The 24,723-nt window shown below is 69.5% G+C and carries 31 protein-coding genes; 9 read left to right on the top strand and 22 right to left on the bottom strand.

The features are described 5' to 3' along the window. The first annotated feature begins 5 nt into the window (after positions 1 to 5). From BUQ68_RS18370 to BUQ68_RS18380, 3 genes are all read left to right on the top strand, one after another. A complete protein-coding gene (locus BUQ68_RS18370; protein ID WP_175577855.1) occupies positions 6 to 824 on the top strand; it encodes an adenosylcobinamide-GDP ribazoletransferase in 819 nt (272 codons plus the stop codon). Between the two features lie 160 nt (positions 825 to 984). Next, positions 985 to 1,185, top strand: a complete 201-nt coding sequence (locus BUQ68_RS18375; protein WP_245293312.1) for a DUF1289 domain-containing protein — start codon at positions 985 to 987, stop codon at positions 1,183 to 1,185. Next, positions 1,182 to 1,451, top strand: a complete 270-nt coding sequence (locus BUQ68_RS18380) for a hypothetical protein (RefSeq protein ID WP_075217473.1) — start codon at positions 1,182 to 1,184, stop codon at positions 1,449 to 1,451. Before BUQ68_RS18375 ends, BUQ68_RS18380 begins: the two co-directional genes overlap by 4 nt. Before the next feature lie 19 nt (positions 1,452 to 1,470). On the opposite strand, the gene BUQ68_RS18385 is transcribed toward BUQ68_RS18380, so the two are convergent. Both BUQ68_RS18385 and dusA read right to left on the bottom strand, forming a co-directional pair. Next, positions 1,471 to 2,301: a sulfite exporter TauE/SafE family protein gene (locus BUQ68_RS18385; RefSeq protein WP_075217474.1), complete on the bottom strand. Its 831-nt coding sequence runs from the start codon at positions 2,299 to 2,301 to the stop codon at positions 1,471 to 1,473. Between the two features lie 639 nt (positions 2,302 to 2,940). Continuing rightward, complete coding sequence (gene dusA, locus BUQ68_RS18390; RefSeq protein ID WP_075217475.1) at positions 2,941 to 3,945, bottom strand: tRNA dihydrouridine(20/20a) synthase DusA; 1,005 nt, start codon at positions 3,943 to 3,945, stop codon at positions 2,941 to 2,943. Positions 3,946 to 4,256: 311 nt separating this feature from the next. Here dusA and BUQ68_RS18395 point away from each other — a divergent pair, with 311 nt between their 5' ends. Both BUQ68_RS18395 and BUQ68_RS18400 read left to right on the top strand, forming a co-directional pair. Further along, positions 4,257 to 5,072 carry an alkaline phosphatase family protein gene (locus BUQ68_RS18395; protein WP_075217476.1) on the top strand — a complete coding sequence of 272 codons (816 nt, stop codon included), beginning with the start codon at positions 4,257 to 4,259 and terminating at the stop codon, positions 5,070 to 5,072. Between the two features lie 399 nt (positions 5,073 to 5,471). After that, on the top strand, positions 5,472 to 5,864 hold the full coding sequence (locus BUQ68_RS18400; protein WP_075217477.1) for a c-type cytochrome: 393 nt from the start codon (positions 5,472 to 5,474) through the stop codon (positions 5,862 to 5,864). 116 nt (positions 5,865 to 5,980) lie between these two features. Here the strand turns inward: BUQ68_RS18400 and BUQ68_RS18405 are convergent, their stop codons facing one another. From BUQ68_RS18405 to BUQ68_RS18420, 4 genes are all read right to left on the bottom strand, one after another. Beyond that, on the bottom strand, positions 5,981 to 7,270 hold the full coding sequence (locus tag BUQ68_RS18405; RefSeq protein WP_075217478.1) for an NAD(P)/FAD-dependent oxidoreductase: 1,290 nt from the start codon (positions 7,268 to 7,270) through the stop codon (positions 5,981 to 5,983). Continuing rightward, a complete protein-coding gene (locus BUQ68_RS18410) occupies positions 7,267 to 7,641 on the bottom strand; it encodes a c-type cytochrome (protein WP_075217479.1) in 375 nt (124 codons plus the stop codon). The genes BUQ68_RS18405 and BUQ68_RS18410 overlap by 4 nt, the downstream gene beginning before the upstream one ends. Positions 7,642 to 7,879: 238 nt before the next feature. After that, positions 7,880 to 8,203 carry a thiosulfate oxidation carrier complex protein SoxZ gene (locus BUQ68_RS18415; protein ID WP_075217480.1) on the bottom strand — a complete coding sequence of 108 codons (324 nt, stop codon included), beginning with the start codon at positions 8,201 to 8,203 and terminating at the stop codon, positions 7,880 to 7,882. Next, the gene (locus BUQ68_RS18420) at positions 8,203 to 8,589 is read right to left on the bottom strand and encodes a thiosulfate oxidation carrier protein SoxY (RefSeq protein WP_175577856.1); all 387 of its coding nucleotides are present in this window, start codon (positions 8,587 to 8,589) and stop codon (positions 8,203 to 8,205) included. The genes BUQ68_RS18415 and BUQ68_RS18420 overlap by 1 nt, the downstream gene beginning before the upstream one ends. Positions 8,590 to 8,906: 317 nt before the next feature. Between BUQ68_RS18420 and BUQ68_RS18425 the strand changes: the two genes are divergently transcribed. Continuing rightward, the gene (locus BUQ68_RS18425; protein ID WP_075217482.1) at positions 8,907 to 9,293 is read left to right on the top strand and encodes an ArsR/SmtB family transcription factor; all 387 of its coding nucleotides are present in this window, start codon (positions 8,907 to 8,909) and stop codon (positions 9,291 to 9,293) included. Between the two features lie 652 nt (positions 9,294 to 9,945). Here the strand turns inward: BUQ68_RS18425 and BUQ68_RS18430 are convergent. The 6 genes from BUQ68_RS18430 to hydA all read right to left on the bottom strand — a co-directional run bounded on the left by BUQ68_RS18430 (position 9,946) and on the right by hydA (position 16,301). Next, positions 9,946 to 10,080 (bottom strand): entericidin A/B family lipoprotein, encoded by a 135-nt coding sequence (locus BUQ68_RS18430; protein ID WP_075217483.1) that lies wholly within the window; start codon positions 10,078 to 10,080, stop codon positions 9,946 to 9,948. Between the two features lie 491 nt (positions 10,081 to 10,571). Continuing rightward, on the bottom strand, positions 10,572 to 11,564 hold the full coding sequence (locus BUQ68_RS18435) for an ABC transporter substrate-binding protein (protein WP_075217484.1): 993 nt from the start codon (positions 11,562 to 11,564) through the stop codon (positions 10,572 to 10,574). 115 nt (positions 11,565 to 11,679) lie between these two features. Continuing rightward, entirely contained in the window at positions 11,680 to 12,822 is a 1,143-nt protein-coding gene (locus BUQ68_RS18440; RefSeq protein WP_425349551.1) for an ABC transporter permease, read from the bottom strand. After that, positions 12,819 to 13,748 carry an ABC transporter permease gene (locus BUQ68_RS18445; protein WP_425349552.1) on the bottom strand — a complete coding sequence of 310 codons (930 nt, stop codon included), beginning with the start codon at positions 13,746 to 13,748 and terminating at the stop codon, positions 12,819 to 12,821. The genes BUQ68_RS18440 and BUQ68_RS18445 overlap by 4 nt, the downstream gene beginning before the upstream one ends. Continuing rightward, a complete protein-coding gene (locus tag BUQ68_RS18450; protein ID WP_075217525.1) occupies positions 13,738 to 14,544 on the bottom strand; it encodes an ABC transporter ATP-binding protein in 807 nt (268 codons plus the stop codon). Before BUQ68_RS18450 ends, BUQ68_RS18445 begins: the two co-directional genes overlap by 11 nt. A 293-nt stretch (positions 14,545 to 14,837) precedes the next feature. Next, positions 14,838 to 16,301, bottom strand: coding sequence for a dihydropyrimidinase (gene hydA, locus BUQ68_RS18455; RefSeq protein ID WP_075217485.1), 1,464 nt, complete (start codon positions 16,299 to 16,301; stop codon positions 14,838 to 14,840). Between the two features lie 214 nt (positions 16,302 to 16,515). Between hydA and BUQ68_RS18460 the strand changes: the two genes are divergently transcribed. Further along, entirely contained in the window at positions 16,516 to 16,740 is a 225-nt protein-coding gene (locus tag BUQ68_RS18460) for a DUF433 domain-containing protein (protein WP_075217486.1), read from the top strand. Beyond that, positions 16,737 to 17,114 (top strand): DUF5615 family PIN-like protein, encoded by a 378-nt coding sequence (locus BUQ68_RS18465; protein WP_083656701.1) that lies wholly within the window; start codon positions 16,737 to 16,739, stop codon positions 17,112 to 17,114. Before BUQ68_RS18460 ends, BUQ68_RS18465 begins: the two co-directional genes overlap by 4 nt. 14 nt (positions 17,115 to 17,128) lie before the next feature. Here the strand turns inward: BUQ68_RS18465 and BUQ68_RS18470 are convergent, their stop codons facing one another. From BUQ68_RS18470 to aptA, 10 genes are all read right to left on the bottom strand, one after another. Continuing rightward, positions 17,129 to 18,379, bottom strand: coding sequence for a Zn-dependent hydrolase (locus tag BUQ68_RS18470; protein WP_075217487.1), 1,251 nt, complete (start codon positions 18,377 to 18,379; stop codon positions 17,129 to 17,131). Positions 18,380 to 18,405: 26 nt separating this feature from the next. Further along, positions 18,406 to 18,861, bottom strand: coding sequence for a type II toxin-antitoxin system VapC family toxin (locus tag BUQ68_RS18475; protein ID WP_075217488.1), 456 nt, complete (start codon positions 18,859 to 18,861; stop codon positions 18,406 to 18,408). Beyond that, positions 18,858 to 19,106, bottom strand: a complete 249-nt coding sequence (locus BUQ68_RS18480) for a type II toxin-antitoxin system Phd/YefM family antitoxin (protein ID WP_075217489.1) — start codon at positions 19,104 to 19,106, stop codon at positions 18,858 to 18,860. Before BUQ68_RS18480 ends, BUQ68_RS18475 begins: the two co-directional genes overlap by 4 nt. A gap of 96 nt (positions 19,107 to 19,202) precedes the next feature. Next, complete coding sequence (locus BUQ68_RS18485) at positions 19,203 to 19,622, bottom strand: type II toxin-antitoxin system VapC family toxin (RefSeq protein WP_075217490.1); 420 nt, start codon at positions 19,620 to 19,622, stop codon at positions 19,203 to 19,205. Next, positions 19,622 to 19,867, bottom strand: coding sequence for a type II toxin-antitoxin system VapB family antitoxin (locus tag BUQ68_RS18490; protein ID WP_075217491.1), 246 nt, complete (start codon positions 19,865 to 19,867; stop codon positions 19,622 to 19,624). Before BUQ68_RS18490 ends, BUQ68_RS18485 begins: the two co-directional genes overlap by 1 nt. Before the next feature lie 71 nt (positions 19,868 to 19,938). Further along, complete coding sequence (locus BUQ68_RS18495; RefSeq protein ID WP_075217492.1) at positions 19,939 to 20,337, bottom strand: type II toxin-antitoxin system HicB family antitoxin; 399 nt, start codon at positions 20,335 to 20,337, stop codon at positions 19,939 to 19,941. 3 nt (positions 20,338 to 20,340) lie between these two features. Next, positions 20,341 to 20,529 carry a type II toxin-antitoxin system HicA family toxin gene (locus BUQ68_RS18500; protein ID WP_075217493.1) on the bottom strand — a complete coding sequence of 63 codons (189 nt, stop codon included), beginning with the start codon at positions 20,527 to 20,529 and terminating at the stop codon, positions 20,341 to 20,343. A gap of 48 nt (positions 20,530 to 20,577) precedes the next feature. Further along, entirely contained in the window at positions 20,578 to 20,877 is a 300-nt protein-coding gene (locus BUQ68_RS18505) for a cupin domain-containing protein (protein WP_075217494.1), read from the bottom strand. Positions 20,878 to 20,901: 24 nt separating this feature from the next. Continuing rightward, positions 20,902 to 22,395 (bottom strand): CoA-acylating methylmalonate-semialdehyde dehydrogenase, encoded by a 1,494-nt coding sequence (locus tag BUQ68_RS18510; RefSeq protein WP_075217495.1) that lies wholly within the window; start codon positions 22,393 to 22,395, stop codon positions 20,902 to 20,904. A gap of 216 nt (positions 22,396 to 22,611) precedes the next feature. Next, complete coding sequence (aptA, locus tag BUQ68_RS18515; protein WP_075217496.1) at positions 22,612 to 23,943, bottom strand: omega-aminotransferase AptA; 1,332 nt, start codon at positions 23,941 to 23,943, stop codon at positions 22,612 to 22,614. Between the two features lie 192 nt (positions 23,944 to 24,135). On the opposite strand from aptA, the gene BUQ68_RS18520 reads away from it, so the two are divergent. Beyond that, entirely contained in the window at positions 24,136 to 24,675 is a 540-nt protein-coding gene (locus tag BUQ68_RS18520) for a cupin domain-containing protein (protein WP_075217497.1), read from the top strand. Positions 24,676 to 24,723: the final 48 nt, after the last annotated feature.

Consider the following 24,723-nt stretch of genomic DNA (forward strand, 5'->3'; position numbering starts at 1 on the left):
CACTCTTGCCGCCGACCGCGCGCGACCGCACCGCCTTGCCCTCCTGGCGCGTTCAAGCCGCGCTCACCGACCTTGCCGGCATCGTGCGCTTCCTGTCGCGGCTGCCGGTGCCGCGCCTCGGCGCCGGCGACGACCCGGCGCGGCTGCCGGACTTCCGCCACGCCGGCGCCCTCCTGCCGCTCGCCGGGGCGGTGATCGCCCTGCCGGCCGCGCTGACGGCGGCGGTGGTGGCGGCGAGCGATCTGCCGGCGCTGCTCGCGGGCGGGCTGGTGGCGGCGGCGGGGCTGCTCGCGACCGGAGCGCTGCACGAGGACGGGCTTGCCGACACGGCAGACGGGATCGGCGCGGGCGGCGGGGCCGAGCGGCGGCTGGCGGCCATGAAGGACAGCCGCATCGGCGGCTTCGGGGCGGCGGCGCTCGCCATGGTGCTGATTCTCCGCGCCGCCGCCATCGGGGCTGTGCTGGCCGCCGGACCGCTCGCCGCCGCGCTGGCGGTGCTGGCGGCAGGCGCGGCCAGCCGGGTGCCGCTGGTGCTCGTCTGGGCCTTCGTGCCGACGGCCCGGCCGGGCGGGCTCGCCGACCAGGCCGGACAGCCGAGCGAACGGGCGGCCGTGGTGGCGGCGCTGCTCGGGGCGGGGCTCGCGGCGCTCGCCCTGCCGGCGGCGGGGCTCGGCGGCGTGGCGCTCGGGCTGCTGCTCGGGCTGGTCGCCGGAATGGTGCTGGCGCGCTATGCCCGCAAGACGCTCGGCGGCCAGACCGGCGACGTGCTGGGCGCCACCCAGCAGGTGGGCGAGATCGGCTTCTACGTGGGGCTCCTGGCGTGAGGGCAGGACGGGGCGGCGCCGGGTTGCGCCGCGAAATCGTGGGCGGCGCGACGAAGGGCGTCTGGCGTGCGGGCCGGTGCGATGCCATATGGGCATGGATCCGGCCCGGTCCCGCGCGGTCTTCGCGCGCGGCCGCGGCCCCCTGACGAGAGCCTCACCCGTGACCACCGCCTCGACGCCCTGCGTCAAGACCTGCATCATCGACCCGGTCAGCCGGCTCTGCGTCGGCTGCTGGCGGACGCTCGACGAGATCGGCGGCTGGAGCCGGATGAGCGAACCGGAGCGGCTGGCCGTGATGGCCGTGCTGCCGGCGCGGGCCGGGCGTCCGCACACGGGCGGAGCGCCTGGAATCCGCCGATGAGACAGCCGTTCCTCCTTGTCGGCATCGCCATCGTGCTGACCGCCATGGTGGTGCTCGTCGCCTTCGACGACGGCGGCAGCCTGGGCGGTCTGGACAGCGACACCTTCGCCCGGACGGCGCAGCTTGGCGCGCTGGCGCTCGTGATCGGCTCAGGCCTGTTCGCCACGCGCAAGGGCGCCATGGCGCGCTTCCGCCAAGCGATGATCTGGCTGGCGGTCGCCTTCGTGCTGGTGGTCGGCTATCTGGCGTTCAACGGGCAGCTCTGAGGAGCCGCCGCCGGTTCGCTCAGGTCAGCGAGACGATGAAGCGGGCGGCGACCAGGATGAGGAAGATGCCGAAGAGGATCTCCAGCCGGCGCTTGGGGAGCGCGTGGGCAAGCCGCACGCCGAGCGGCGCGGTGACGAGCGTGATCGGCACGATGAGGGCGACGCCCATCAGGTTCACGTAGCCGAGCGACAGCGGCGGCAGACCCGGAACGCCCCAGCCGGCGACGATGAAGCCGATGGTGCCGGGCACCGCGATCAGCGCGCCGACGCCCGACGAGGTGGCGACGGCCTGGTGCATCGGCCGGCCGTAGAGCGTCATGTAGGTGTTGTTGAGGACGCCGCCGCCGATCCCCATGAGCGTCGACAGGAAGCCGATCACCGCGCCGACAGCCGCCCGCACGACAGGGCTCTTCGGCAGGTCGTCGCCGAGGCGCCAGGACGCGCGGTTGAAGATCATGCGGAGCGCGAAGAGGGTGGCGATCACCGCGAAGACGAGCCGCAGCCCCTCGCTGGAGAGGTGCGAGGCGACCGCCGTGGCGGCGACGACGCCGAGCGGGATCCAGACGATCCAGCCTTTGAGGAGCGCCATGTCCACGACGCCGCGGGCGTGATGGGCTTTGAACGAGCGGATCGCCGTCGGCAGGATGATGCCGGTGGAGGTGGCGATGGAGATGTGCATGCGCACCGCCTCGTCCACCCCGGCAAGGCCCAGCACCTGGAAGAACACCGGCACCAGCACGGCCCCGCCCCCGACGCCGAAGAGGCCGGCGAGCACGCCGGACACGAGCCCGGCGGCAATCAGCGCCGCGGCGAGCTCGAGGAGTTCGAGCGAAAGACTGTCGAGGGACATGAGGACCGAGAGGGAGGCACGCCGAACGGAAACGCACGGCCGGGCGGCCCCGTGACGCCCGCGCCGTCGAACCCGGGTGAGATGAGCGACGGTCCGGGTGCGAGGGGGGTCTTACGGCATAAAGGCGTGATGGGAAATAGAATTTGGGGTGGGGGTGGGGGTAGCGGGAATGCGTGGGTGGTCCGCCTGCGCGGACCATGACGATCGGGGCGGATGGGGGGCGCGGGCCGTGACGATTGGGGGAGGATGGGGGCGGGCGCGGGAACGCGCCGACCGGAAACCCAGGTCGTCACCCCGGCGGAAGCCGGGGCCCAACCGTCTGGTGGATCATCCGCGCCGGTGCGGATGGCGGCGCCGTCGGTTGGATCCCGGCGTGCGCCGGGATGACGGCGTGGGGATGGGGATGGGGCGCGCGTGGGGATGCGTGGGGGGTCCGTCGGCGCGGACTGTGACGATACCGGGGGTGCGATATGCGTGGGTGGTCCGCCTTCGCGGACCATGACGATCGCGGGAGGATGAAGGGGCCCTTGGGGACCTTGCCGCCGAGCGAGGTCTGGCGCTTGCCGCTTCGGCCTCGCTTTCCTCCGACGTCATGGTCCGCGGAGGCGGACCACCCACGCTTTCTTCCGCGTAAAGCCTTCACGCGGCGGTGGGTTGGGTGCGGGATGTCAGGGCCGCGAGGGCCTGGTCGAGGACTTCCAGGCCGGCGCCGGGGCGGACGGCGCCTTCGGTGAGGATGCGGCGCCAGGCGCGGGCGCCGGGGCGGCCCTGGAAGAGGCCGAGCATGTGGCGGGTGACGTGGCCGAGGCGGCCGCCGGCGGCCAGGTGCGCGGCGATCGGGGCGCGCATGGCCTCCACCACCTGGAAGAGATCCGCGTCGGGGCCGGGGGCGCCGTAGAGGCGGCGGTCGGCGGCGGCGAGGATCGACGGGTCGTGGTAGGCGGCGCGGCCGATCATGACGCCGTCGAGGCCGCGGGCAAGCAGCGCCTCGGCGGTGTCGAGGTCGGCGATACCGCCGTTGATGCCGACGAAGACGTGTGGCAGGCGCGCCTTCAGGCGCACCACCCGGTCGTAGTCGAGCGGCGGGATGTCGCGGTTTTCCTTCGGGCTGAGGCCCTTGAGCCAGGCCTTGCGGGCGTGCACCCAGAGGGCGTCCGCACCGGCGGCGAGCACCGCGTCGGCAAGAGCGTCGAGGGCGGTCTCCGGGTCCTGGTCGTCGACGCCGAGGCGGCACTTGACGGTGACGGGCACGGTTGCGGGGACCGCCGCCCGCATGGCGGCGACGCAGTCGGCGACGAGCGCCGGCTCCTGCATCAGGCACGCGCCGAAGCGGCCGGACTGGACCCGGTCGGACGGGCAGCCGACGTTGAGGTTGATCTCGCCATAGCCGAAGTCGGCGCCGATCCGGGCGGCGGCGGCAAGCTCGGCGGGGTCGGACCCGCCGAGCTGCAGGGCGACGGGCTGCTCCTCGGGCGAGAAGCCGAGGAGGCGCGCGCGGTCGCCGTGGATGACCGCCGGGGCGGTGACCATCTCGGTGTAGAGGAGCGTCCGCGCGCTGAGGCGCCGGTGGAAGAGGCGGCACCAGCGGTCCGTCCAGTCCATCATCGGGGCGACGGCGAGCCGGTGTGCGGGATAGGGCGTCATGCGGCTTCTTGGGTTCGGGCGGCGGTCCGTCGCGGCGGACGGCGCGTTTGCCAGAGGTATGGGGGCGCGGCGGCGCGAGGGCAAGATGGAAGCGCGGACCGCGGGGCTGATCGGGGTGCGCCCCGGCATCGCCGGTCATCGGATTTTGGTATTCGCCGGCTAGAGCATTCTCCGATCAAGTTGCACGACTTGATCGGAGAGAGAATGCTCCAGGTCATTGGATCTGGAGCGATTTCTTGTCGACCAGACGATTCCGTCAGGGACGACAAGCGCTCCAGGGTGCGGTGGACAGGATTGCCGAGGGGACGGGCATGAGCAAAGTGATTCTGGTGGTGCTGGACGGGCTGCGCTACGACGCGGCGCGCACGTGCCTGGGCTATCTGGAAGGGCTGGTGGCGGCCGGGCGCGCGGACGTGCGCAAGGTGACGTGCGAGCTGCCGGCCATGTCGCGCCCGCTCTACGAGACCCTCCTCACCGGGCGGCCGCCGGTGGACCACGGCATCGTGTCGAACGGGATCCAGCGGCGCTCGCGCGGGGACAACCTGTTCGCCCGCTGCCGGGCGGCGGGGCGGACCACGGCGGCGGCGGCCTATCACTGGGTGTCGGAGCTCTACGTGTCGACGCCGTTCGATCCGCACCGTGACCGGATCCTGCTCGACGGGACGGGCGACATCAACCACGGGGTGTTCTACTGGAGCGACGGTTACCCGGACAGCCACCTGTTCGCCGACGCCGAATGGCTGATCCGCGCGCGCGATCCGGACTTCCTGCTGCTCCACCCGATGAATGTGGACGATGCCGGCCACAAGCACGGCGGCGCCAGCACCGGCTACCGGGACGCCGCCCGGATCCAGGGCGACCTCCTCGCCCGCTACCTGCCGGGATGGCTGGAGACGGGGCGGCAGGTGATCGTGATGGCGGACCACGGCATGGGCGACGACGGCAACCACGCCGGGCCGGTTCCGACGGAGACGGACGTGCCCTTCTACACGGTGGGGTTCGCCGTGGAGCCGGGCCGCATCATCCGCCAGCCGGAAGTCGCCGGGCTGATCTGCCGGCTGATGGGGATCGCGCCCGGCGCCCTGCCGGCCTACGAGGGGCCGATCGCGGGCGAAGCCGGCCGCTGACCGGGTCGACGGGTTGGACGGCGGGCGCAGCCATCGGCGGGCGGCGGATCGCGGCGGGCGAGAGCCGAGGGACGGCGGTCAAATATGCGGTATGGACGGCGACCGGGCGCGCGCCATATGACAGAGTGGGACGGACGGACGCCTGAACCGGGGCGGACGCTTTGACGCAGCAGCACAAATTCGCATCGCCCCGGTGCCGGTCAAACTCTAACGTCCCGTGCGGGTTTGCCCGATGGTCGTCAGCCGGTGACCGGTCACCGGCGGGTCGTCGCGGCAGGCGGGGCGGCAATGCGCCATAAGGCGCACCGCGCTCATCGTGCGTTCATACGGCGTGCGCGATAAGGATCATGGGAGCGAACGGTCCGGACCGTTCGTCCGAGAACGACAAGGAAGGCTAGCATGAAGAAGAGCTTGGTTCTGACCGCTGTGCTCCTCGCCAGCTTCGCGACGGGCGCCCAGGCGGCCGGTGATGCGGCGAATGGCGAAAAGGTCTTCAAGAAGTGCGCGGCGTGCCACGCCGTCGGCCCCGAGGCGAAGAACAAGGTCGGCCCGCACCTCAACAACGTGGTCGGTGCCGCGATCGGCAAGCACGCGGAGGACTTCAAGTACTCCAAGGCCCTGACCGACCTTGGCGATGCCGGCAAGGTGTGGGACGAGGCGAACCTCTCGGCCTGGCTGAAGAACCCGAAGGAATTCGCCAAGGGCAACAAGATGGCCTTCGCCGGCCTGAAGAAGGAAGAAGAGATCGCCGACGTGATCGCCTATCTGGGCACCTTCTCCAAGACCCAGTAAGCCATCCCGTCGCGGCACGCCCGAAAGGCGGCCGGCGCGGATCGTCACGGTTCAGAAAGCCCGCTCCGGTCGCCGGGGCGGGCTTTCCGTTTGGGCGGACGGTCCGGTGCCGCCGGTCAGCCGAACATCTCGGCGGTGATGGCGGCGTACCAGTTCTCCGCCTCGTCGACGGCGCGGCGGCGCTCGGCGGCGGGCTCGCCGGGCTGGCTGACGAAGCCCTTTACGGTGGCGATGCCGCCGGCCTTCTCGCCGTAGAGCGCGCCGACCTTCACGCCGTCGTCCGGGGCGATCAGGCTCCAGCAGGTGTTGAAGTAGCGCGGCTCCGGGCGCGGCCAGCCGAGGAGGTCGGCGAGCACGGCGACGGCGGCGACGCGGCCCTGGCTTGCGGCCGCGAAGGCGGACTTCGGCATCTCGCCGGCCTTGGCGGCGTCGCCGATCACGTGCACGAAGGAATCCATCGGCGAGCGCATGGCGGCCGGCACGACCGGGCACCAGCCGTCCGGGTCGGCGAGGCCGGCGTCGACGGCGATCGGCGCGGCCTGCTGAGGCGGGATGACGGTGATGAGGTCGCCGGAAAAGACGTCGAGGCCGGTCTCCACGCTGTTCGTCGCCGGGTCGACGGAGAGGATGCCGCCGTGCACGGAGGGCGGCAGCCACTGCACCATGCCCGGGGTGTGGCGCTCCCAGCCCTCCTGGAAGAGCGCCTGCTTGGAGAAGGTCTCCTTGGCGTCGAGGATGGTGAGGCGGGCGCCGGCGCGGCCGGTGGCCTTCAGCCGGTGCGCCATCAGGGCGGCGCGCTCGTAGGGGCCGGGCGGGCAGCGGTAGGGATTGGGCGGCACCAGCATGACGATGGAGGCGGTGGGGCCGAGGGCCTCCAGCCGGGACCGGAGGAGCGTCGTCTGCGGGCCAGCCTTCCAGGCGTGCGGCATGGTCAGGGCGGCGGCTTCCGAGTAGCCGGGCACGGCCTCGTGACGGAGCGCGATGCCGGGGGCGAGGATGAGGCGGTCGTAGGGGATGGTCTCGCCGGTGGCGAGGCGGATGGCGCGGGCGTCCCGGTCGATGGCCTCGGCGCGGCCGTGGACGACGGCGATGCCGTCGGCGGCCAGACCCGCGTAGCCGTGGGTGATGTCCTCCATGGCGCGAAGGCCCGCGATCACCCAGTTGGAGAAGAAGCAGGTGACGTAGGAGGGCGCGGCCTCGACGAGGGTCACCGACACGGCCTCGCCGCCGAGGCGCTTGGCGGTGCGGGCCGCGACCGCGCCCCCTGCCCCGCCGCCGAGGACGACGATGCGCGGCGGCGCGGGCGTGGCGCCGCGGGCGGATACCGCCATTACGCCGGTCGCCAGCATGGCAAGGCCGAGGACGCGGCGGCGGGTGGCGGTGAAGGGCTGGCGGGTGGCGGTCATGGGGCGGCTCCGGGCTGGCCGGAGGCATTCGGCCGGTTCGGAGGGGACGTCGCCTCCAGGTGGCGGGCGAGAGCCGCCAGGGTGGCGTCGTCGAGGCCGGCGACGGCGGCGGCCATGACGGCGCTCGGCCGCTGGCCGTCGCGGTAGGCCTTGAGGGCGGCGAGGGTGTCGTCCGCCGGCCGGCCGGCGAGCGCGGGCATGGGCGAATCGGCGGCGGGATCCGCAGGGGCGTCCGCCCGAGGGGCGTGGCAGCCGGCGCAGGTGGCGGCGAGGTAGGCGATCCGCAGATCGTCGGCCGCCGCCGCCGGCATGGTGAGGAGCGCCGCGCCGAGGACGGCGGCGACGCCGCGTTTCGCCGGTTGCCCGGTCATGGATGGATCCTCCCCCTTGCCGCCGGGTCTTGTCGGTCCGGTCGGCTAGAGCGCTTGTCGACCTGACGGAATCGTCAGGTCGACAAGAAATCGCTCCAGATTCAAAAGCCTGGAGCATTCTCTCATCGATCAAGTCGTGCAACTTGATCGGAGAATGCTCCAGCCTTGCGGTATCATCGTACACATGCCGGACGGGCGCCAGCGTCTTGGCGGTCCGTCGCCGGCCTTGAGCCGGCCGTCAGGCCTCCACCTCGATGAAGGCCTCCACGGCGGTCTCGGCGCCGCCGTCCTCGGTGTAGACCACCGTGAGCGTGCCGGAGCGGCGGGCGAGAAAGGCGAACTCCACGTAAGGGTTGGCGGCGATGCCGGGCTCCAGGTCCATGACGAGGAGCGGTTCGCCCTCGAAGCTGCAGGCGATGCGGTAGACGATCCGGCGCGGGACGCGGCCGCCGTCCGGCCCGAGGCGGAGGCCGGATTCCATCGGGTGCATCAGGAGGGCGCGGACCGGCACCACGTCGCCGGCCCGCACACGCTCGGGCAGCCTCAGACGGGGGCGCTCCATCAGCCCGGCTCCAGCGGCAGGTCGAATCCGCAGCCGCCGACGACGACGGCGATCGCCGCCTCGGCGCGCAGCACCTGCCCGCCCGCGGTCTCGGCGAGCGCCACGACGGTCTGGGACCGGGCGAGCCGGATGCGGGTGGAGAGGCGAAGCGGGACGCCGGTGTCGCCCACCGTGACCGTGGCGAGGCGGACCAGCGGATTGTCCGGGGCGAGCAGGCGCACGCGCACCACACGATCGGGGCCGGTTCCGGCGGACGTGACGGTGACCGGAACCGAGTAGCCGCTTTCCGCAACCGGCGGCGCTTCCAGGTTGAGTCCGTCGGCGCGAACCGGTCGCCCGGCTGTGAAGAGAGCGACTTCCGAATCAAAGCGTTCGGTCGCCGCCAACGACACACCCGGCCATGCCGCCGCGGCAGGCCCGAGCAGGGCCAACCGGAGAAAGTGCCGCCGCGATTGTCCGTGTCCGGGCGCCGCCGTCGACGGTCGGACTAACCGGCTGACGCATAAGCGATATCCCCTCATCTCCCCGTCTCCGCAGTTTTATTTATGCGCCCTGGTCCGGTCAGCCTTGACGCCAAAGAAACGCCAAGCCGCATTTTGGGCTTTGCTGATTGCAATAAATGCGTATAGTTTTGCAGAAATAGACATAGAAAAAAGCATTTCTTGCATGCGCCCTTCCCTGCCGCACATCTATGGAGTGTCCGATGCAGCATGACGTTCAGCTCTCCCAACCGCACCCCGACATGGGTGTCGTCGCCAAGAAGGCGAGCGACACGCTCCGCGCCCTTTCCCACGAGCATCGGCTGATGATCGTCGGCCTCCTCGCGCGCGGCGAGAAGTCCGTGGGTGAGCTGGAGCGCATCCTGGAACTTCCGCAACCGGCCGTGTCCCAGCAGCTGGCCCGGCTGCGTCTCGACAACCTGGTGTCGTGCCGCCGCGACGGCCGGACGATCTACTATAGCGTCACGCCGAACCGCATCATGGAACTCTTCGGTGAACTGTACGTCATTCTGCAGCCCGGCCGCGCCTTCGAGCCGGCGGAGGTGCAGAGCTTCGAGCAGGTACAGTACAGGTCCGCGGCCGCGCGCTGACCGCCGACCTGGGGAGGGGCGGCGTCGATGAGGACGGGCGCTTGCGCATATTTCGCGCGGCGATCCGGACGACGAAGTGTCGGCGGGCACGCAAGAAGGGCCGCCGACCGATCCAGATGATACAGCCTCCGCGCCGCAGCCGTTGGGTCGGCGTCGGGGCGTGACGGCTTGAAGCCCGCAGCGGTGCGCCTAGGCCGGAGGGCCGCGAGGCGGTCGTCGGGACGGGCTCCCGGCGGACCGGTCTCAGCCCGTCGATCGGCTTGAGGCCCTGGCGCACTCTCCGGTCGGGTTGAAGGACCTGATCGTCGAGGGAATGCTCCGGACTTCTGACCTGGGCGCGTGACTGGCGCGCGATTTTCGATCGACCTGACGATTGCGTCAGGGACCACACGCACGCTGGCGGGCCGACCCGGATCGGGGCGAGCCTTCGTGAGGGCGAGACGTCATCAGGGCGAGACTTGGTCAGGGTGGCCGTGGTCGGGGCGCTCCCGGATCGGAGCGGCCCCTTCCAGACGGCGCAAGATCTTGAACCCGGCGGGCGAAGGGCGACAAACGTCCGGCCTTCGCGCGCATGACGGCCGCGGCGACCGTCGCCCGTTCGGGGTTGCCCGCGCGCGGCGCCCCGACAGGTCGGGACGCTGCGATCCGGACCTTACTGGGAGACGTCTTCCACGGCCTGGCCGGTCTCACGGACGTCGCGGCCGACGCCGCGCACGGTGTTGTCGCACGCGGCGAGGACGAAGGCGGAAACCAGGACGGCGACGATGGCGGTGTAGGACTTGGTCATGTGCGAAGTATCCTTGTCTTTGACGCACGGTCCGGTCCCGTCCAGGCCGGGCCGCGTCCGCCGGTGCGGAAGCGGCGCCAGATCCGATGGGGCGATCCGCCCGACAGCCCTCGCGCCTAACGGGCACCTTCGCGCCCAACGGGCGCCAGAGGGGTAATCGATCGGACCGACCCTGGCAGCCTGACAAGGGTCCGGCGCACTGGCCTGCGTCTATCGGCCATCGCGCATGTCCCTAACGCGAACGGCCGGGACTCTTGTTCCCGGCCGTTCCTGCTTTTCTGATGGTGATTTGCGGCCATGCTTTCCGGGGCGTCTCCGCGCCGGGAGCGGGCGGCCTAGAGCATTCTCCGATCAAGGTGCACGACTTGATCGATGAGAGAATGCTCCAGGCTTCTGAATCTGGAGCGATTTCTTGTCGAGCTGACGATTCCGTCAGGAAGGACAAGCGCTCTCGCATTCCGCCTTCAGCGAGCCTCGACCGCCTCGGCGGATCACTTCAGCTTGTCGGTCACCGCGTGCGACCAGGCGCCTTCCGGGGCCTTGGTGATGACCGGCGCTTCGCCGCCGGCGGCGAGCAGGGTCTTCACGGTGCGCTCGTAGTCGGCCGGGTCGAGGGTGCCGTCGGAGCCCTCGGTGAGCTTGTTGATCTCGCCCATCATGCGGACCTGATGCTGCTCGGTCTGGGCGCCGGTCTCGTCGTTGTCGAGGACGATCTGGGCGGCCTCCTCGGTGTTCTCGCGGGCGTAGGCCCAGCCCTTGAGGGAGGCGCGGACGAACTTGGCCATCTTGTCCACGAAGGCCGGATCCTGGAGCTTGTCCTCCATCACGTAGAGGCCGTCCTCCAGAGTGGCGACGCCCTGCTCCTCGTATTTGAACACCACCAGGTCCTCCGGCTTGAAGCCGGCGTCGATGACCTGCCAGTACTCGTTGTAGGTCATGGTGGAGATGCAGGCGGCCTGCTTCTGGATCAGCGGATCCACGTTGAAGCCCTGCTTCAGCACGGTGACGCCGTCGGCGCCGCCGGTGGTCGGGATGCCGAGCGTCGCCATCCAGGACATGAACGGGTACTCGTTGCCGAAGAACCAGACGCCGAGGGTCTTGCCCTTGAAGTCCTCCGGCTTGGTGATGCCGGTCTCCTTCAGGCAGGTCAGCATCATGCCCGAGCGCTTGAACGGCTGGGCGATGTTGACGAGCGGCACGCCCTTCTCGCGGCTGGCGAGGGCGGAGGGCATCCAGTCGACGATGACGTCGGCGCCGCCGCCGGCGATCACCTGCGGCGGGGCGATGTCCGGGCCGCCGGCCTTGATGGTGACGTCGAGCCCCTCCTCCTCGTAGAAGCCCTTGTCCTTCGCCACGTAGTAGCCGGCGAACTGGGCCTGGGTGACCCACTTCAGCTGGATGGTGACGGGATCGGCGGCGAGCGCGGGCCCGGAGACGAGGCCGGCGACGAGGCCGAGAGCAGCGATTGCACGTGTGGTCGTCATGGTGCTTCCCCTCTTTATGTGCCTTCGGTCGCCGGCTCGATCCGGCGCCTTGGGTGCATGCGCATCCGGGCGGGTGCGCCCGGATACGGTATCTGCCGACCCCCTCCCCGCTCCTTTAGCGGCGCATGGACGGGTGCCAGAAGGTGACGAACCGCTCGACGAGCCCGATCGCCGCGTAGAAGAGCGACCCGGCGAGCGCCGCGACGGCGATCTCGGCCCACACCATGTCGATCGCCATGCGGCCGACCTCGGTGGAGATGCGAAAGCCCATGCCGACGGTCGGCGTGCCGAAGAACTCCGCCACGATGGCGCCGATGAGCGCCAGGGTGCAGTTGATCTTGAGGGCGTTGAAGACGAACGGCATGGCGGCCGGCAGGCGGAGCTTCAGGAGCTCCTGGCCGTGGCCGGCGGCGTAGGTGCGCATCAGGTCGCGCTCCATGCGGCCGGACGCGTCGAGGCCTGCGAGCGTGTTCACCAGCATGGGGAAGAAGGTCATCACCACCACGACGGCGGCCTTGGACGGCCAGTCGAAGCCGAACCACATGACCATGATGGGCGCGATGCCGACGATGGGGAGCGCCGAGACGAGGTTGCCGACCGGCAGAAGGCCGCTCTTCAGGAAGGGCACTCGGTCGACCACGAGGGCGACGAGGAAGCCGGCGCCGCAGCCGAGCGCCCAGCCGATGAGGACGGAGTGGAGGAAGGTCTGGCGGAAGTCGGCCCAGAGGGTGGCGGTCTCGGCGACAAGCCGCGCCCCGATGGCGGACGGCGCCGGCAGGAGCACCGGCGGCACCCCGAGGCCGCGCACCAGAACCTCCCAGAGGATAAGGAGCCAGGCGCCGAAGAGGACGGGGATGGCAAGATCCGCCGCACGGCGGGCGAGCGGGTGGCGGAGCGTGAGGCCGGCAATGCGGTCGACGGTCGTCCAGGCGAGGAGCCAGACGGCGATGAGGGCAAACCAGAAGCCCTGGCTCATGCCGGGGGATCCCGACGGCATGGGGGCGTTCGGCAGGGCGTCGATCAGGAGGGCGGCGCCGGCGAAGGAGGCGATGAGGCCGAGGCCGATCCCGAGGGCTTCCGCGCCGCGCAGGAAGGCGGCGGCGGCCACCACCACGAGGGCCGTCAGGCCGCCGAGGGGGATGGGGGAGAGGCCGAGGGCGTTCGCGTCGCCCGGCAAGGGAAAGGCGAGGAAGACGGCGACGAGCGCCAGGAAGGGCAGCACGCCGCCGCCGCGCAAGGGAGCGAGGAGCGCGTTCACGAGCGGATCCCCATGCGCTGGCGGACGATCCCATCGAGCATGCCGACGATGGCGACCAGCACGGCGGCCATGAGGGCGGCGGCGAAGAGGGCGGACCAGATCTGCACGGTCTGGCCGTAGTAGGAGCCGGCGAGGAGCCGGGCGCCGAGGCCCGCGACGGCGCCGGTGGGCAGTTCCGCCACGATGGCGCCGACGAGGCTGGCCGCGATGCCGACCTTCATGGAGGTGAAGAGAAAGGGCACGGCGGCCGGGAGGCGGAGCTTCCAGAACACCTGGGACGACGTGGCCGTGTAGGTGCGCATGAGGTCGAGGTGCAGCCGGTCGGGCGAGCGCAGGCCCGTGACCATGCCGACCGCCACGGGGAAGAAGCTGAGATAGGTGGAGATGAAGGCCTTCGGCAGGAGGCCGGTGACGCCGATGGCGTTGGCCACCACCACGATCATGGGCGCGATGGCGAGGATCGGGATGGTCTGCGAGGCGACGATCCAGGGCATCAGGCTCTTGTCGAGGGTGCGGCTGTGGACGATGAGGACCGCGAGCACGATGCCGAGCAGCGTGCCGATGGCAAAGCCCACCAGGGTGGACGAGAGCGTGATCCAGCCGTGGTAGACGAGGCTGCGCTTGGAGGTGACGGGGGTCTCCACCGTCGTCTTCCAGAGTTCGAGCGCCACCTGGTGCGGCGACGGCAGGATGGGCCGCTCCATCTGGTAGGTGGCGAGGAAGAGCGTGCGGGCGGTGTAGGGCGTGCCGGCGCGCTCGAAGGCGTCGCGCTGGACGGTGACGTTGAGGAGGTAGGTCGCCGCCAGCCACACCGCCAGGAGCGCCGCCACGACGGTGAGCACCGGGATCGCCCGCTCGTTCATGAAGCGGGCCACCGGGTGCGGCCGGAACACGGAGCGGAGGGGCGTGAGCGCTTCAGTCGGCATAGGAATGGCCGGCGCGCAGGCCCTCGCGGACCCGGTGGGCGATCTTCAGGAAGTCCGGCGTCTCGCGAATGTCGAGCAGGCGCGGGCCGCGCGGCAGGTCGCTCTCCACGATGTCGTGGATGCGGCCGGGGCGCGGGCTCATGACGACGATCTTGGTGGAAAGGTAGACCGCCTCCGGGATGGAATGGGTGACGAAGACGACGGTCTTCTCGGTCTTCGCCCAGAGCTGGAGCAGCTGCTCGTTCAGATGGTCACGGACGATCTCGTCGAGGGCGCCGAAGGGCTCGTCCATCAGGAGGAGGTCCGGCTCCACGGCGAGAGCGCGGGCGATGGAGGCGCGCTGCTGCATGCCTCCCGAGAGCTGCCAGGGGAATTTCTTCTCGAAGTTGACGAGGTTGACGAGGGCGAGGTTCTTCTTCACCCGCCGGATCCGCTCCGCCTTCGGCAGGCCCATGACCTCCAGCGGCAGGGCCACGTTGGCCGCGATGGAGCGCCAGGGGTAGAGGGCGGGCGCCTGGAAGACGTAGCCGTAGGCGAGGTTAAGGCGCGCCTTCTCCGGCGTGGTGCCGTTGACCGTGATGGTGCCGCCGGTCTGCTGTTCCAGATCCGCGATGACGCGCAGGAGCGTGGTCTTGCCGCAGCCGGACGGGCCGATGAAGGAGACGAAGTCGCCCTTCTCGATGGAGAGGTCCACGTTGGAGAGGGCGTGCACCGGCCCGTCGGCGGTGTCGAAGGTGAGCGACAGGCCGCGGATGTCGATGACAGCGGGCCGGGTGGAGGCGCGGGCCTCTGTCATGGCGGGGTCCTGGGAGCGGGGTTCCTGGCGGCGCGTGTCGAGCGGGATGACGGTGGCCATGGCGGGGGCTCGGGTGGGGGCATGGTCGGGAGGGGAGGAGGTTCGCCCCCAGAAGAGGAGAGGCGGACAGGTTGGCGGTTCACCCCTCTCCCTAACCCTCTCCCACAAGGGGAGAGGGGATGGGGCGCGGTTCGGGTGCAGGGCTGGCGAAGGCCGTCCGGCCACCCGCCACGCACACCCTCCCCCCTCGTGGGGGAGGGTTGGGGAGAGGGGGAAGCCCCGCCCTCCGCCAATCACACCCCGATCGGCATCATCTCCGGCTTGCGCTCGATCATGCGCGGGGCGGTGATCTCCTTCCAGACGCTGAGGGCCTGGTTGACCGGGTTGTGGGCCTTGCGGGGGATGAACTGGCCGCGGCCGGGGCGCGGGCTGTCGTTCTTGCCGTCGGCGTAGACCACCTCGCCGCGCGAGAGGGTGTAACGCGGCAGGCCGGAGACCTCGACACCCTCGAAGACGTTGTAGTCGATGATGGAGCGCTGGGCGGCGGCCGCGATGGTCTTGGTCTTGGTGGGGTCCCAGACCACGATGTCGGCGTCGGAGCCGGGCAGGAGCGCGCCCTTGCGGGGATAGAGGCCGAGGATCTGGGCGATGTTGGTGGAGGTGAGCGCCACGAACTCGTTGGCGGTGATGCGGCCGGTCTTCACGCCCTTGGTCCAGAGGACGGGCATGCGGTCCTCAAGACCGCCGGTGCCGTTCGGGATCTTGCGGAAGTCGCCGAGACCGAAGCGCTTCTGCGCGGTGGTGAAGGCGCAGTGGTCGGTGGCGACCACCTGGAGCGACCCGGCGGAGAGGCCGGCCCACAGGCTGTCCTGGTGCTGCTTGTTGCGGAACGGCGGCGACATCACCCGGCGGGCGGCGTAGTCCCACTCCTGGTTGAAGTACTCGGTCTCGTCGAGGGTCAGGTGCTGGACGAGCGGCTCGCCATAAACGCGCATGCCCTTCTGGCGGGCCCGGCGGATGGCCTCGTGGCTCTGCTCGCAGGAGACGTGGACGATGTAGACCGGCACCCCGGCGGCGTCGGCGATCATGATGGCGCGGTTGGTGGCCTCGCCCTCCACCTCCGGCGGGCGCGAATAGGCGTGCCCCTCCGGCCCGGTGACGCCGGCGGCGATGAACTTGTCCTGGAGGGCCGCGACGATGTCGCCGTTCTCCGCGTGGACGAGCGGCAGTGCGCCGAGCGCGGCGCAGCGCTGGAAGGAGGCGAACATCTCGTCGTCGTTCACCATCAGGGCGCCCTTGTAGGCCATGAAGTGCTTGAACGACGTGACGCCGCGGGAAACAACCTCGGCCATCTCGTCGAAGATGGTCTTCGACCAGCCGGTGATGCACATGTGGTAGGAATAGTCGGCGCAGGCCTGCCGGGTGGCCTTCTCCTCCCAGGCCGCGATGGCGTCGAGGAGACCGCCGTCGTTGCGCGACGGGATGACGAAATCCACCACCATGGTGGTGCCGCCGGAGAGGGCCGCCGCCGTGCCGCTCTCCCAGGTCTCGGCCGCCGTGGTGCCCATGAAGGGCATTTCCAGGTGGGTGTGCGGGTCGATGCCGCCCGGCATGATGTAGGCGCCAGTGGCGTCGAGCACCGTCTCGGCGGTGAGGCCAGGGCCGATGGCCGCGATCTTGTCGCCCTCGATCAGAACGTCCGCCTCGTAGGAGCGATCGGCGGCCACCACGGTGCCGCCCTTGATGACTGTCGCCATGTCCTCAACACCCTCTGTCGGTCACCGCTCTCGAGGCGGCTTGATTTTGACCAGATGATCGAAGTTTTCCGCACCTCGGTCAATCGGGCAGCGTGCCTCTTTCGCAGCCAGATTGACGTTTGACGTGGACAAAAGGAAGGCCAAAGCGCGCGGTGGGCGCGCTTGGGCGAAGGCGCGCGATCGCGTACACTGGGGACGAGAAACGGAGGTCGGGATGGCGTGGGCGCGTGAAAAGCCGAAGCCGGCGAGGATCACCTCGAACCCTGAAATCATGGGCGGGGAGCCTTGCGTGGAGGGAACGCGAGTGCCGGCGGGGAACATCCTGGCCGAACTCAAGGCAGGGACGCCACGCGTCGACATCTTTCGTGCGTACCCCTCCATTCCGCCGGACGCGATCGACGCCGTGATTGTGTGGGACCAGAACGGTCGGCCGCTTTGATCGAACCGTTCCTGGTCGATGAGTGCTTGTCTCCGCACCTTGTGGCCATGGCGCATGCGCGCGGCTACAGAGCCCTGCACGTGCTCCATCGAAACCTGCAGGGAACGTCAGACCGGGGCCTGATGCGGCTCGTCCGGTCCGAAGGGCTGATCCTCGTCACGAGCAACCGAAAGGACTTCCTGGCTCTTTATCGCCAGGAAGCCTTGCACCCCGGCCTTGTCATCATCGTCCCTGGAAACCTCCGAGAGGACGAGCAGATCCGATATTTCGGGCTTGCTCTGGAGACCGTCGCCAAGGCTGGAGACATGGTCAACAAACTGCTCGAGGTCCACGCGGGCGGCTTTGTCACGATCGTGGACTGGCCGCCCGCCTGACAGGCAATTTTACCTCACCCCACCACTTCCGCCGTCTCCAGCGCCGCGTGCAGAAGCACGTCCGCGCCGGCCGTTGCCCACGCCTTGCTGATCTCCTCGTCCTCGTTGTGGGAGAGGCCGTCGACGCAGGGGCAGAAGATCATGGCGGTGGGTGCGACGCGGTTGATCCAGCAGGCGTCGTGGCCGGCGCCTGAGACGATGTCGCGGCGGGAATAGCCGAGCCGGTCGGCGGCGTCGCGGATGCGGGAGAGGAGCGTCTCGTCGAAGGCCACGGGATCGAAGGCGCCGACCTCCTCGATCTCCATGCCGAGCTTCAGGTCCTCGGCGATCTTCGCCGCGCCGGCACGGATGCGGGCGTCCATGTCGGCGATGACGGCCTTGTCCGGATGGCGGATGTCGACGGTGAACACCACCTTGCCCTGGATGATGTTGCGGCTGTTCGGATAGACCTCCATGTGGCCGACCGCGCCGACCGCAAGCGGCGCGTGGCTCCAGGCCACCTCGTCCACCAGCTGCACGATGCGGGCGGCGCCGAGACCGGCGTTGATGCGCTTCGGCATGGGGGTGGAGCCGGTGTGGGCCTCCTTGCCCGTGAGGGTTATCTGGAGCCACTTCAGGCCCTGGCCGTGGGTGACGACGCCGATGTCGATGCCCTCGTCCTCCAGGATCGGCCCCTGCTCGATGTGGAGCTCCAGCATGGCGTGCAGCTTGCGCTGGCCCACCGGCTCCGGCCCCTCGAAGCCGATGCGCTTCAGCTCGTCCCCGAGGCGTTTGCCCTCCGCGTCGGTGCGGGACTTCGCCCAAGCCTCGTCGTAGCGGCCGGCGAACACGCCCGAGGCCACCATGGCGGGGACGAAGCGGGTGCCCTCCTCGTTGGTCCAGTTCACGACCTCGATGGGCCGCCGGGTGCGGATGCCGAGGTCGTTCAGCGAGCGGACCACCTCCAGGGCGCCGAGCACGCCGAGGACGCCGTCGTACTTGCCGCCGGTCGGCTGGGTGTCGAGGTGGGAGCCCATCATGACCGGGTCCAGGGAAGCGTCCGTGCCTTCGCGGCGGGCGAACATGGTGCCCATGGAGTCCACCGCGACGGTCATGCCGGCGTCCTCGCACCAGCGTTGGAACAGGAGCCGGCCCTCGCGGTCGGCGTCCGTGAGGGTCTGGCGGTTGTTGCCGCCGCGCACGCCCGGCCCGACCTTGGCCATCTCCATTAGGCTGTCCCAGAGGCGGTCGCCGTTGATGCGCAGGTTGTCGGTGGGGGTGGTCATGGGGATAGGGGCTCCTGGGGGCATGGTCAGGTGGGACGTAGGGCCGGATCGGCCGAGAAGGGGTCGAAGGCCGGCACGCCGGTCGGTTCGAAGTGGCGGAGGTTGCGTGTGAGGATCGTATAGCCGCGCACACGCGCGATACCAGCGATCATGATGTCGGCCAGCCCCGGGTGGCGTCCTTGGGCTTGCAAGGAATCAGAAAGAGCACCGGCATCGATCGCAGACTGACGATCGAGGTCAACGATATGATCGCTGAAGTCGACGAGGACGCCGTTGAACCAGACGTCCAATGCCGCCGACCGCTTCTCGGCTCCCGATCGGCGCAGCTTCTGGATGCCCTGCTGGATTTCCAGCAATGTTATCGTCGGCAGGTACAGCAAATGCTGGTTTTCGCGCCCCCATCGCACAAGTTCGTTCGATGGTGCGGGTCGGCCCGGCGCGAGGGCCGAAAGCACCGAAGTGTCGAGTAGAAAACGGGTCACAGATCGATGTCGCGTATGCGAGGGCGCTCTTCTTCGTCGAGTTCGACCGGATAGGGAATTTTCATCAAGTATTCGAAGAAGTTCGCTTCTTCCTTCTCCGGAAAGAGTTTCCGGCCTTCTTCCAAAGGTACGATCATGACCGCCTCGCGGCCATGCTTGGTGATGACGACGTGGTCGCCCGCCTCGACCGCCTCGACGAGTTCGGAAAGACGAGCCTTGGCGTCCCGCAGTTGGACCTTGTTCATAGCGCCCTCCGCATCTGTGACCACATGTGGTCATATTACGCCGCGGACGGTGGAACTTCAACGCCCGCCTGTTTGATGTCGAGCCCAGGCCGCCGTTCAGGCTAGGTCAGTGCGGGCGAAGTCGTTGCCCTTGTAGAGGAGGCCGACGCCGCCGACCTTGGCACAGGCGTAGGCGAAGCAGTCGCCGAAATCGAGGTCGGCCGTGTGGCCGACGGCCTTGCCGAAGGTCATCGCCGCGTCCAGCGCGGCCCGGCCGATCTCGTCGGTGATGGGCATCTCGGCGGCACCGATCTCGTCCAGAAAGGCCGAGACCAGACGGGCGGCCGCGGCGATCGTCGCCGCATCCGGTCGGTTTGCCGCGCCGGACCGGGAGCGGGCCAGGGAGACCGCCGCCTCGAACCGGACAAGGGGCGAGACGTGGATCGGCCCCTTGGCGGCCTCGATGCGGTCGAGGAGGCTTTCGGCGTCCGCCTCGCGGGCGAGGATGGCCACGATGGCGGACGCGTCGATGAACATCAGGCGTCGCCCCACATCCGGTCGGCATAGGCCTTCTGGTCGAAGTCCCGGTCCGCCGGGCCGAGGGCGTCTGCCTGCGCCTGCAAACGGGCGACACGCTCCTTGAGCGGGAGGCCACCCTTCTGCCGGTCGATCTCGCGGCGAAGCGCAAGGCGGACCGCCTCCGTCTTGGAGCCGGCCTTCAGAAGATCCCGCAGTTCGGCCGCCATGGCGGCCACTTCCTCGTCACGGACATAGAGCGGCATCTGTATATCCCTTTGTCGAAACGGAGGATATCATGACGGCCGACAAGCCGGGAAGGGCTCCGCAACGCCGATCATTCCGCCGCTTCCGCCATGAACTTGCGTGCGGCGGAGACCAGGAAGCCGGAACGCGAATAGCCGTGGGACTCGGCGAAGGTGTCGATGTCGCGAAGCGCCTCTTCCGGGAGCGTGATGTTCACACGGACCGTCTTGGCCGCAAGCTTCAACGGCACCAGGAGCGGAATGCCGCCCTCAGATTGCGGCGCGGCCATCACGGTGGCGAGCGGCGACGGTTGGGGGACCGGCAGACCTTCCGCCAGCATGCCTTCCACGTGCAGCGCCAGCGCTTCCTCGGCGAGGGCGCGGAGTTCGTCCAGGTTTTCAGAGGCGGTCACGCACCCCGGAAGATCCGGGAAGGAGAGGCCGTAGCCGGCGCCCTCGCCGCCGTGAACGATGCCGATGTAGGTGGCCATGGCTTACCTCAGCTTGATGCCGGCCTGCTTCTCGATGCTGGCCAACGTCCCGATCGGGATGTCGCGTTTGGGATGCGGCAGGGTCACCAGTCCCGGCTTTATGGGATGCTTGAACTGGACGTGGCTTCCCACCTGTCGCACCCGGTACCAGCCGTCCACCTCAAGCAGCCTGAAGACGGTTCGGCTGTCCATCTTCACGTGTCCAGTGTGTATAGATGGATACCGGGCCTCACCTGTCAATCACCGCTTGAACTCCACCTCGATGAAGCTCATCGGCTCGGTTCCGCCGTTGACGACGTTGTGCTCGACGCCTTCGGGCCGGGTGTAGGTGGCGCCAGCCGCCACCTCGACCCGGCGCTCGCCGGCCGCGTCCTCGATGAGGAAGGAGCAGTGGGTCATCGGGATGACCAGATAGGCCATGCCGTGGCGATGCCAGCCGGTGTCGGCGCCGGGCTGAAAGTCCCAGCGCGTGACGCGGCAGCGGTCGTCGTCCTGCAAGACGGTCGAAACCGCCGGTGGCCGTGCGTGGAACCTCGACATGGACTGCCCCTCCCCGCTTCCGTCTCACATCGTCGGGAAGGTGAACACGGCGCCGGACTTGATGCCTTCCGGCCAGCGCTGCGTCACGGTCTTCAGGCGGGTGTAGAAGCGCACGCCTTCTGGGCCGTAGATGGAATGATCGCCGAAGAGGGAGCGCTTCCAGCCGCCGAAGGAGTGGTAGGCGACCGGCACCGGGATCGGCACGTTGATGCCCACCATGCCGACCTCGATGCGGTCGGCGAAGGCGCGGGCGGCGTCGCCGTCGCGGGTGAAGATGGCGGTGCCGTTGCCGTACTCGTGCGCGTTGATGAGGTCCACCGCGTGGTCGTAGGTGGGGGCGCGCAGAACCGAGAGGACGGGGCCGAAGATCTCCTCCTTGTAGATGGTCATCTCCGGGGTCACCCGGTCGAACAGGGTGCCGCCGACGAAATAGCCGTTCTCGTAGCCCTGAAGCGAAAAGCCGCGGCCGTCGACGACGAGGTCGGCGCCTTCCTTGACGCCCTGGTCGATGTAGCCGAGCACCTTCTGCTGATGCGCCTTGGTGACGAGCGGACCCATCTCGGCGGCCGGGTCGGTGGCCGGACCGATCTTCAGGGCCTCCACCTTGGGCTTCAGCGCCTCCACGAGCCGGTTGGCGGTCGCCTCGCCGACCGGGACCGCGACCGAGACCGCCATGCAGCGCTCGCCGGCGGAGCCGTAGCCGGCGCCCATGAGCGCGTCGACGGCCTTGTCGATGTCGGCGTCGGGCATGACGATCATGTGGTTCTTGGCGCCGCCGAGCGCCTGTACGCGCTTACCCTTCATGGTGCCGGTGGCGTAGACGTATTCGGCGATCGGCGTGGAGCCGACGAAGGACACGGCCTTCACGTCCGGATGGTGGAGGATGGTGTCCACGGCCACCTTGTCGCCGTGCACCACGTTGAGGACGCCCGCCGGGAAGCCGGCCTTCTCGAACAGCTCGTAGGCGAGCATGACGGCGCCCGGGTCGCGCTCGGACGGCTTCAGCACGAAGGTGTTCCCGCACGCGATGGCGATCGGGTACATCCACATGGGCACCATGGCGGGGAAGTTGAACGGCGTGATGCCGGCGACAACCCCGAGTGGCTGACGGTCGGAATAGCTGTCGATGTCCGGGCCGACGTTGCGGGAGAACTCGCCCTTGAGGAGGTGCGGAATGCCGCAGGCGAACTCGATCACTTCCAGGCCGCGCTGCACCTCGCCGAGGGCGTCGTCGTGGGTCTTGCCGTGTTCCGCCGAAATGGCGCGGGCGATGTCGGCCGCGTGGGTCTCCACCAGCTCCTTGAACTTGAACATGTAGCGCGCGCGCTTCAGCGGCGGCGTGCGGCCCCAGGCGACGGAGGCGGCCTTGGCGGCCGCGATGGCGGAGGCGACCTCCTCGGCAGAGGAGAGCGGGACGGTCGCGATCTCTTCGCCGGTGGCCGGATTGAACACCGGCGCGGTGCGGCCGGAGGTGGAGGCGACGAGCTGGCCGCCGATGGCGTTCTGGATGGTGCGCATGGGTGTTTCCGTCCTGGGTGGTGTTCTGGTTGTCGGCTGGCGGGTGGGGCTCCCCCCTCTCCCCAACCCTCCCCCACCAGGGGGGAGGGAGCGCGTCGGCGCTCGGGGTCAAGGGAGGCGCTCCGCCGGCCGATCGCTAGGGCGCCGGAACCGATCGGGGCCCCCTCCCCCCTCGTGGGGGAGGGTTGGGGAGAGGGGGGAACCGCCCCCCGTCCCTTACTTCAGCTTCGTCAGCACCATGGCGAGCGTCGCCACGATCTCGTCGATCTGGTCGGTGGTGATGATGAGGGGCGGCGAGAGGGCGATGATGTCGCCGGTGGTGCGGATGAGGACGCCGTCCTCGTAGGCGTCGAGGAAGGCCTGGAAGGCGCGTTTCGTGGGCTCGCCGGGGATGGGCTCCAGCTCGATGGCGCCGATGAGGCCGATGTTGCGCACGTCGATGACGTGGGGCAGGCCCTTGAGGGTGTGGAGTGCCGTCTCCCAGTAGCTGGCGAGTTCGGCGCCGCGGGTGAGGAGGCCCTCCTCCTCGTAGGTGTCGAGGGTGCCGAGGGCGGCGGCGCAGGCGACCGGGTGAGCCGAGTAGGTGTAGCCGTGGAAGAGCTCGATCAGGTGCTCCGGCCCGGTCATGAAGGTCTCGTAGATCTCCGAGGAGACGAACACGCCGCCCATGGGGATGACGCCGTTGGAGATGCCCTTGGCGGTGACCACCATGTCGGGGACGACGTCGAAATACTCCACCGCGAACGGGGTGCCGAGGCGGCCGAAGCCGGTGATGACCTCGTCGAAGATCAGCAGGATGTCGTGCTTGGTGCAGATTTCGCGGACGCGCTTCAGGTAGCCCTTCGGCGGGATGAGCACGCCGGTGGAGCCGGCGACCGGCTCCACGATGACGGCCGCGATGGTGGACGGGTCGTGGAGGGCGACGAGCTTCTCCAGGTCCTCGGCGAACTCCACCCCGTGCTCCGGCTCGCCGCGGGTGAAGGCGTTGCGGGAAAGGTCGTGGGTGTGTCGGATGTGGTCGACGCCGGTGAGCAGGGTGCCGAAGAACTTGCGGTTGTTGGTGATGCCGCCGACCGAGATGCCGCCGAAGTTGACCCCGTGGTAGCCGCGCTCGCGGCCGATCAGGCGGAACTTCTGGCCCTTGCCCTTGGCCCGGTGATAGGCGAGCGCGATCTTCAGCGCGGTCTCCACGCTCTCGGAGCCGGAGTTGGTGAAGAAGACGTGGTCGAGCGGCTTCGGCAGGTAGTTGACGAGCCGGGCGGCGAGTTCGAACGCCTTCGGGTGGCCCATCTGGAAGGCGGGCGCGTAGTCCATCTCGGCGATCTGCTTCTGCACCGCCTCGACGATCTTCGGCCGGGCATGGCCGGCGTTGCAGCACCAGAGGCCCGCGGTGCCGTCCAGCACCTTGCGGCCGTCCGCGGTGGTGTAGTGCATGTCCTTGGCGCCGACGAAGAGCCGCGGGTTCTTCTTGAACTGCCGGTTGGCGGTGAACGGCATCCAGAAGCTGTCGAGGTTGTTGGTGCCGGGCTGGGCGGCGGGGCTGGACATGGCGGGTGTTTCCCTTCTGGCGGTCGGCCCCGGCCGGGGCCTTCGAGCGCGCACGTGGCCGACACTGTAGCGGCACCCCAGGATAGTGAACAAGGCGATATGTTCGAACGGTCGCACGCCCTGTTCCGGCTTGCTTTTTCGCCCCTGCCGTTCAAGATCGCGAACATCTGAACAGGCGCGGCGGAGCGGGCGATGGACGTGGGCGGGCGATTGCGGGCGGTGCGGGAGGCGCGGGGGCTGTCGCAGCGGCAGCTGGCGCGCAAGGCGGGCATCTCCAACGCCACGGTCAGCCAGATCGAATCGAACGCCATCAACCCCTCGGTCGGCGCGCTGAAGCGCATTCTCGACGCGGTGCCGATGCCGCTCGCCGACTTCTTCGCCACCGGGGAGGCGCCCGCCAAGGTGTTCTACCGGGCGGGGGAATTGACGGAGATCGGGCGCGGCGGCGTCTCCTACCGGCAGGTGGGCACGGACCTCACCGGCAAGGCGCTGCAAATCCTGACGGAGCGTTATCAGCCGGGCGCCGATTCCGGCCGGATCCCGCTGAAGCACCAGGGCGAGGAGGCCGGCGTCATCATCCGCGGCGAGCTGGAGGTGACGGTCGGCGACCAGCGGGCGGTGCTGGGGCCGGGCGACGCATACTATTTCTCAAGCGCCGAGCCCCATCGTTTCCGCAACGTGGGCGCGGAGCCGTGCGAACTGGTCAGCGTGTGCACGCCGCCGTCCTTCTGATCCCCCTGCCCCGCCGCGCTGGCGGACCCTCGACGGGCCGGGCGGATC

The organism is Mongoliimonas terrestris, from assembly GCF_001927285.1.
Taxonomy (GTDB): Bacteria; Pseudomonadota; Alphaproteobacteria; order Rhizobiales; family Pleomorphomonadaceae; genus Chthonobacter; species Chthonobacter terrestris.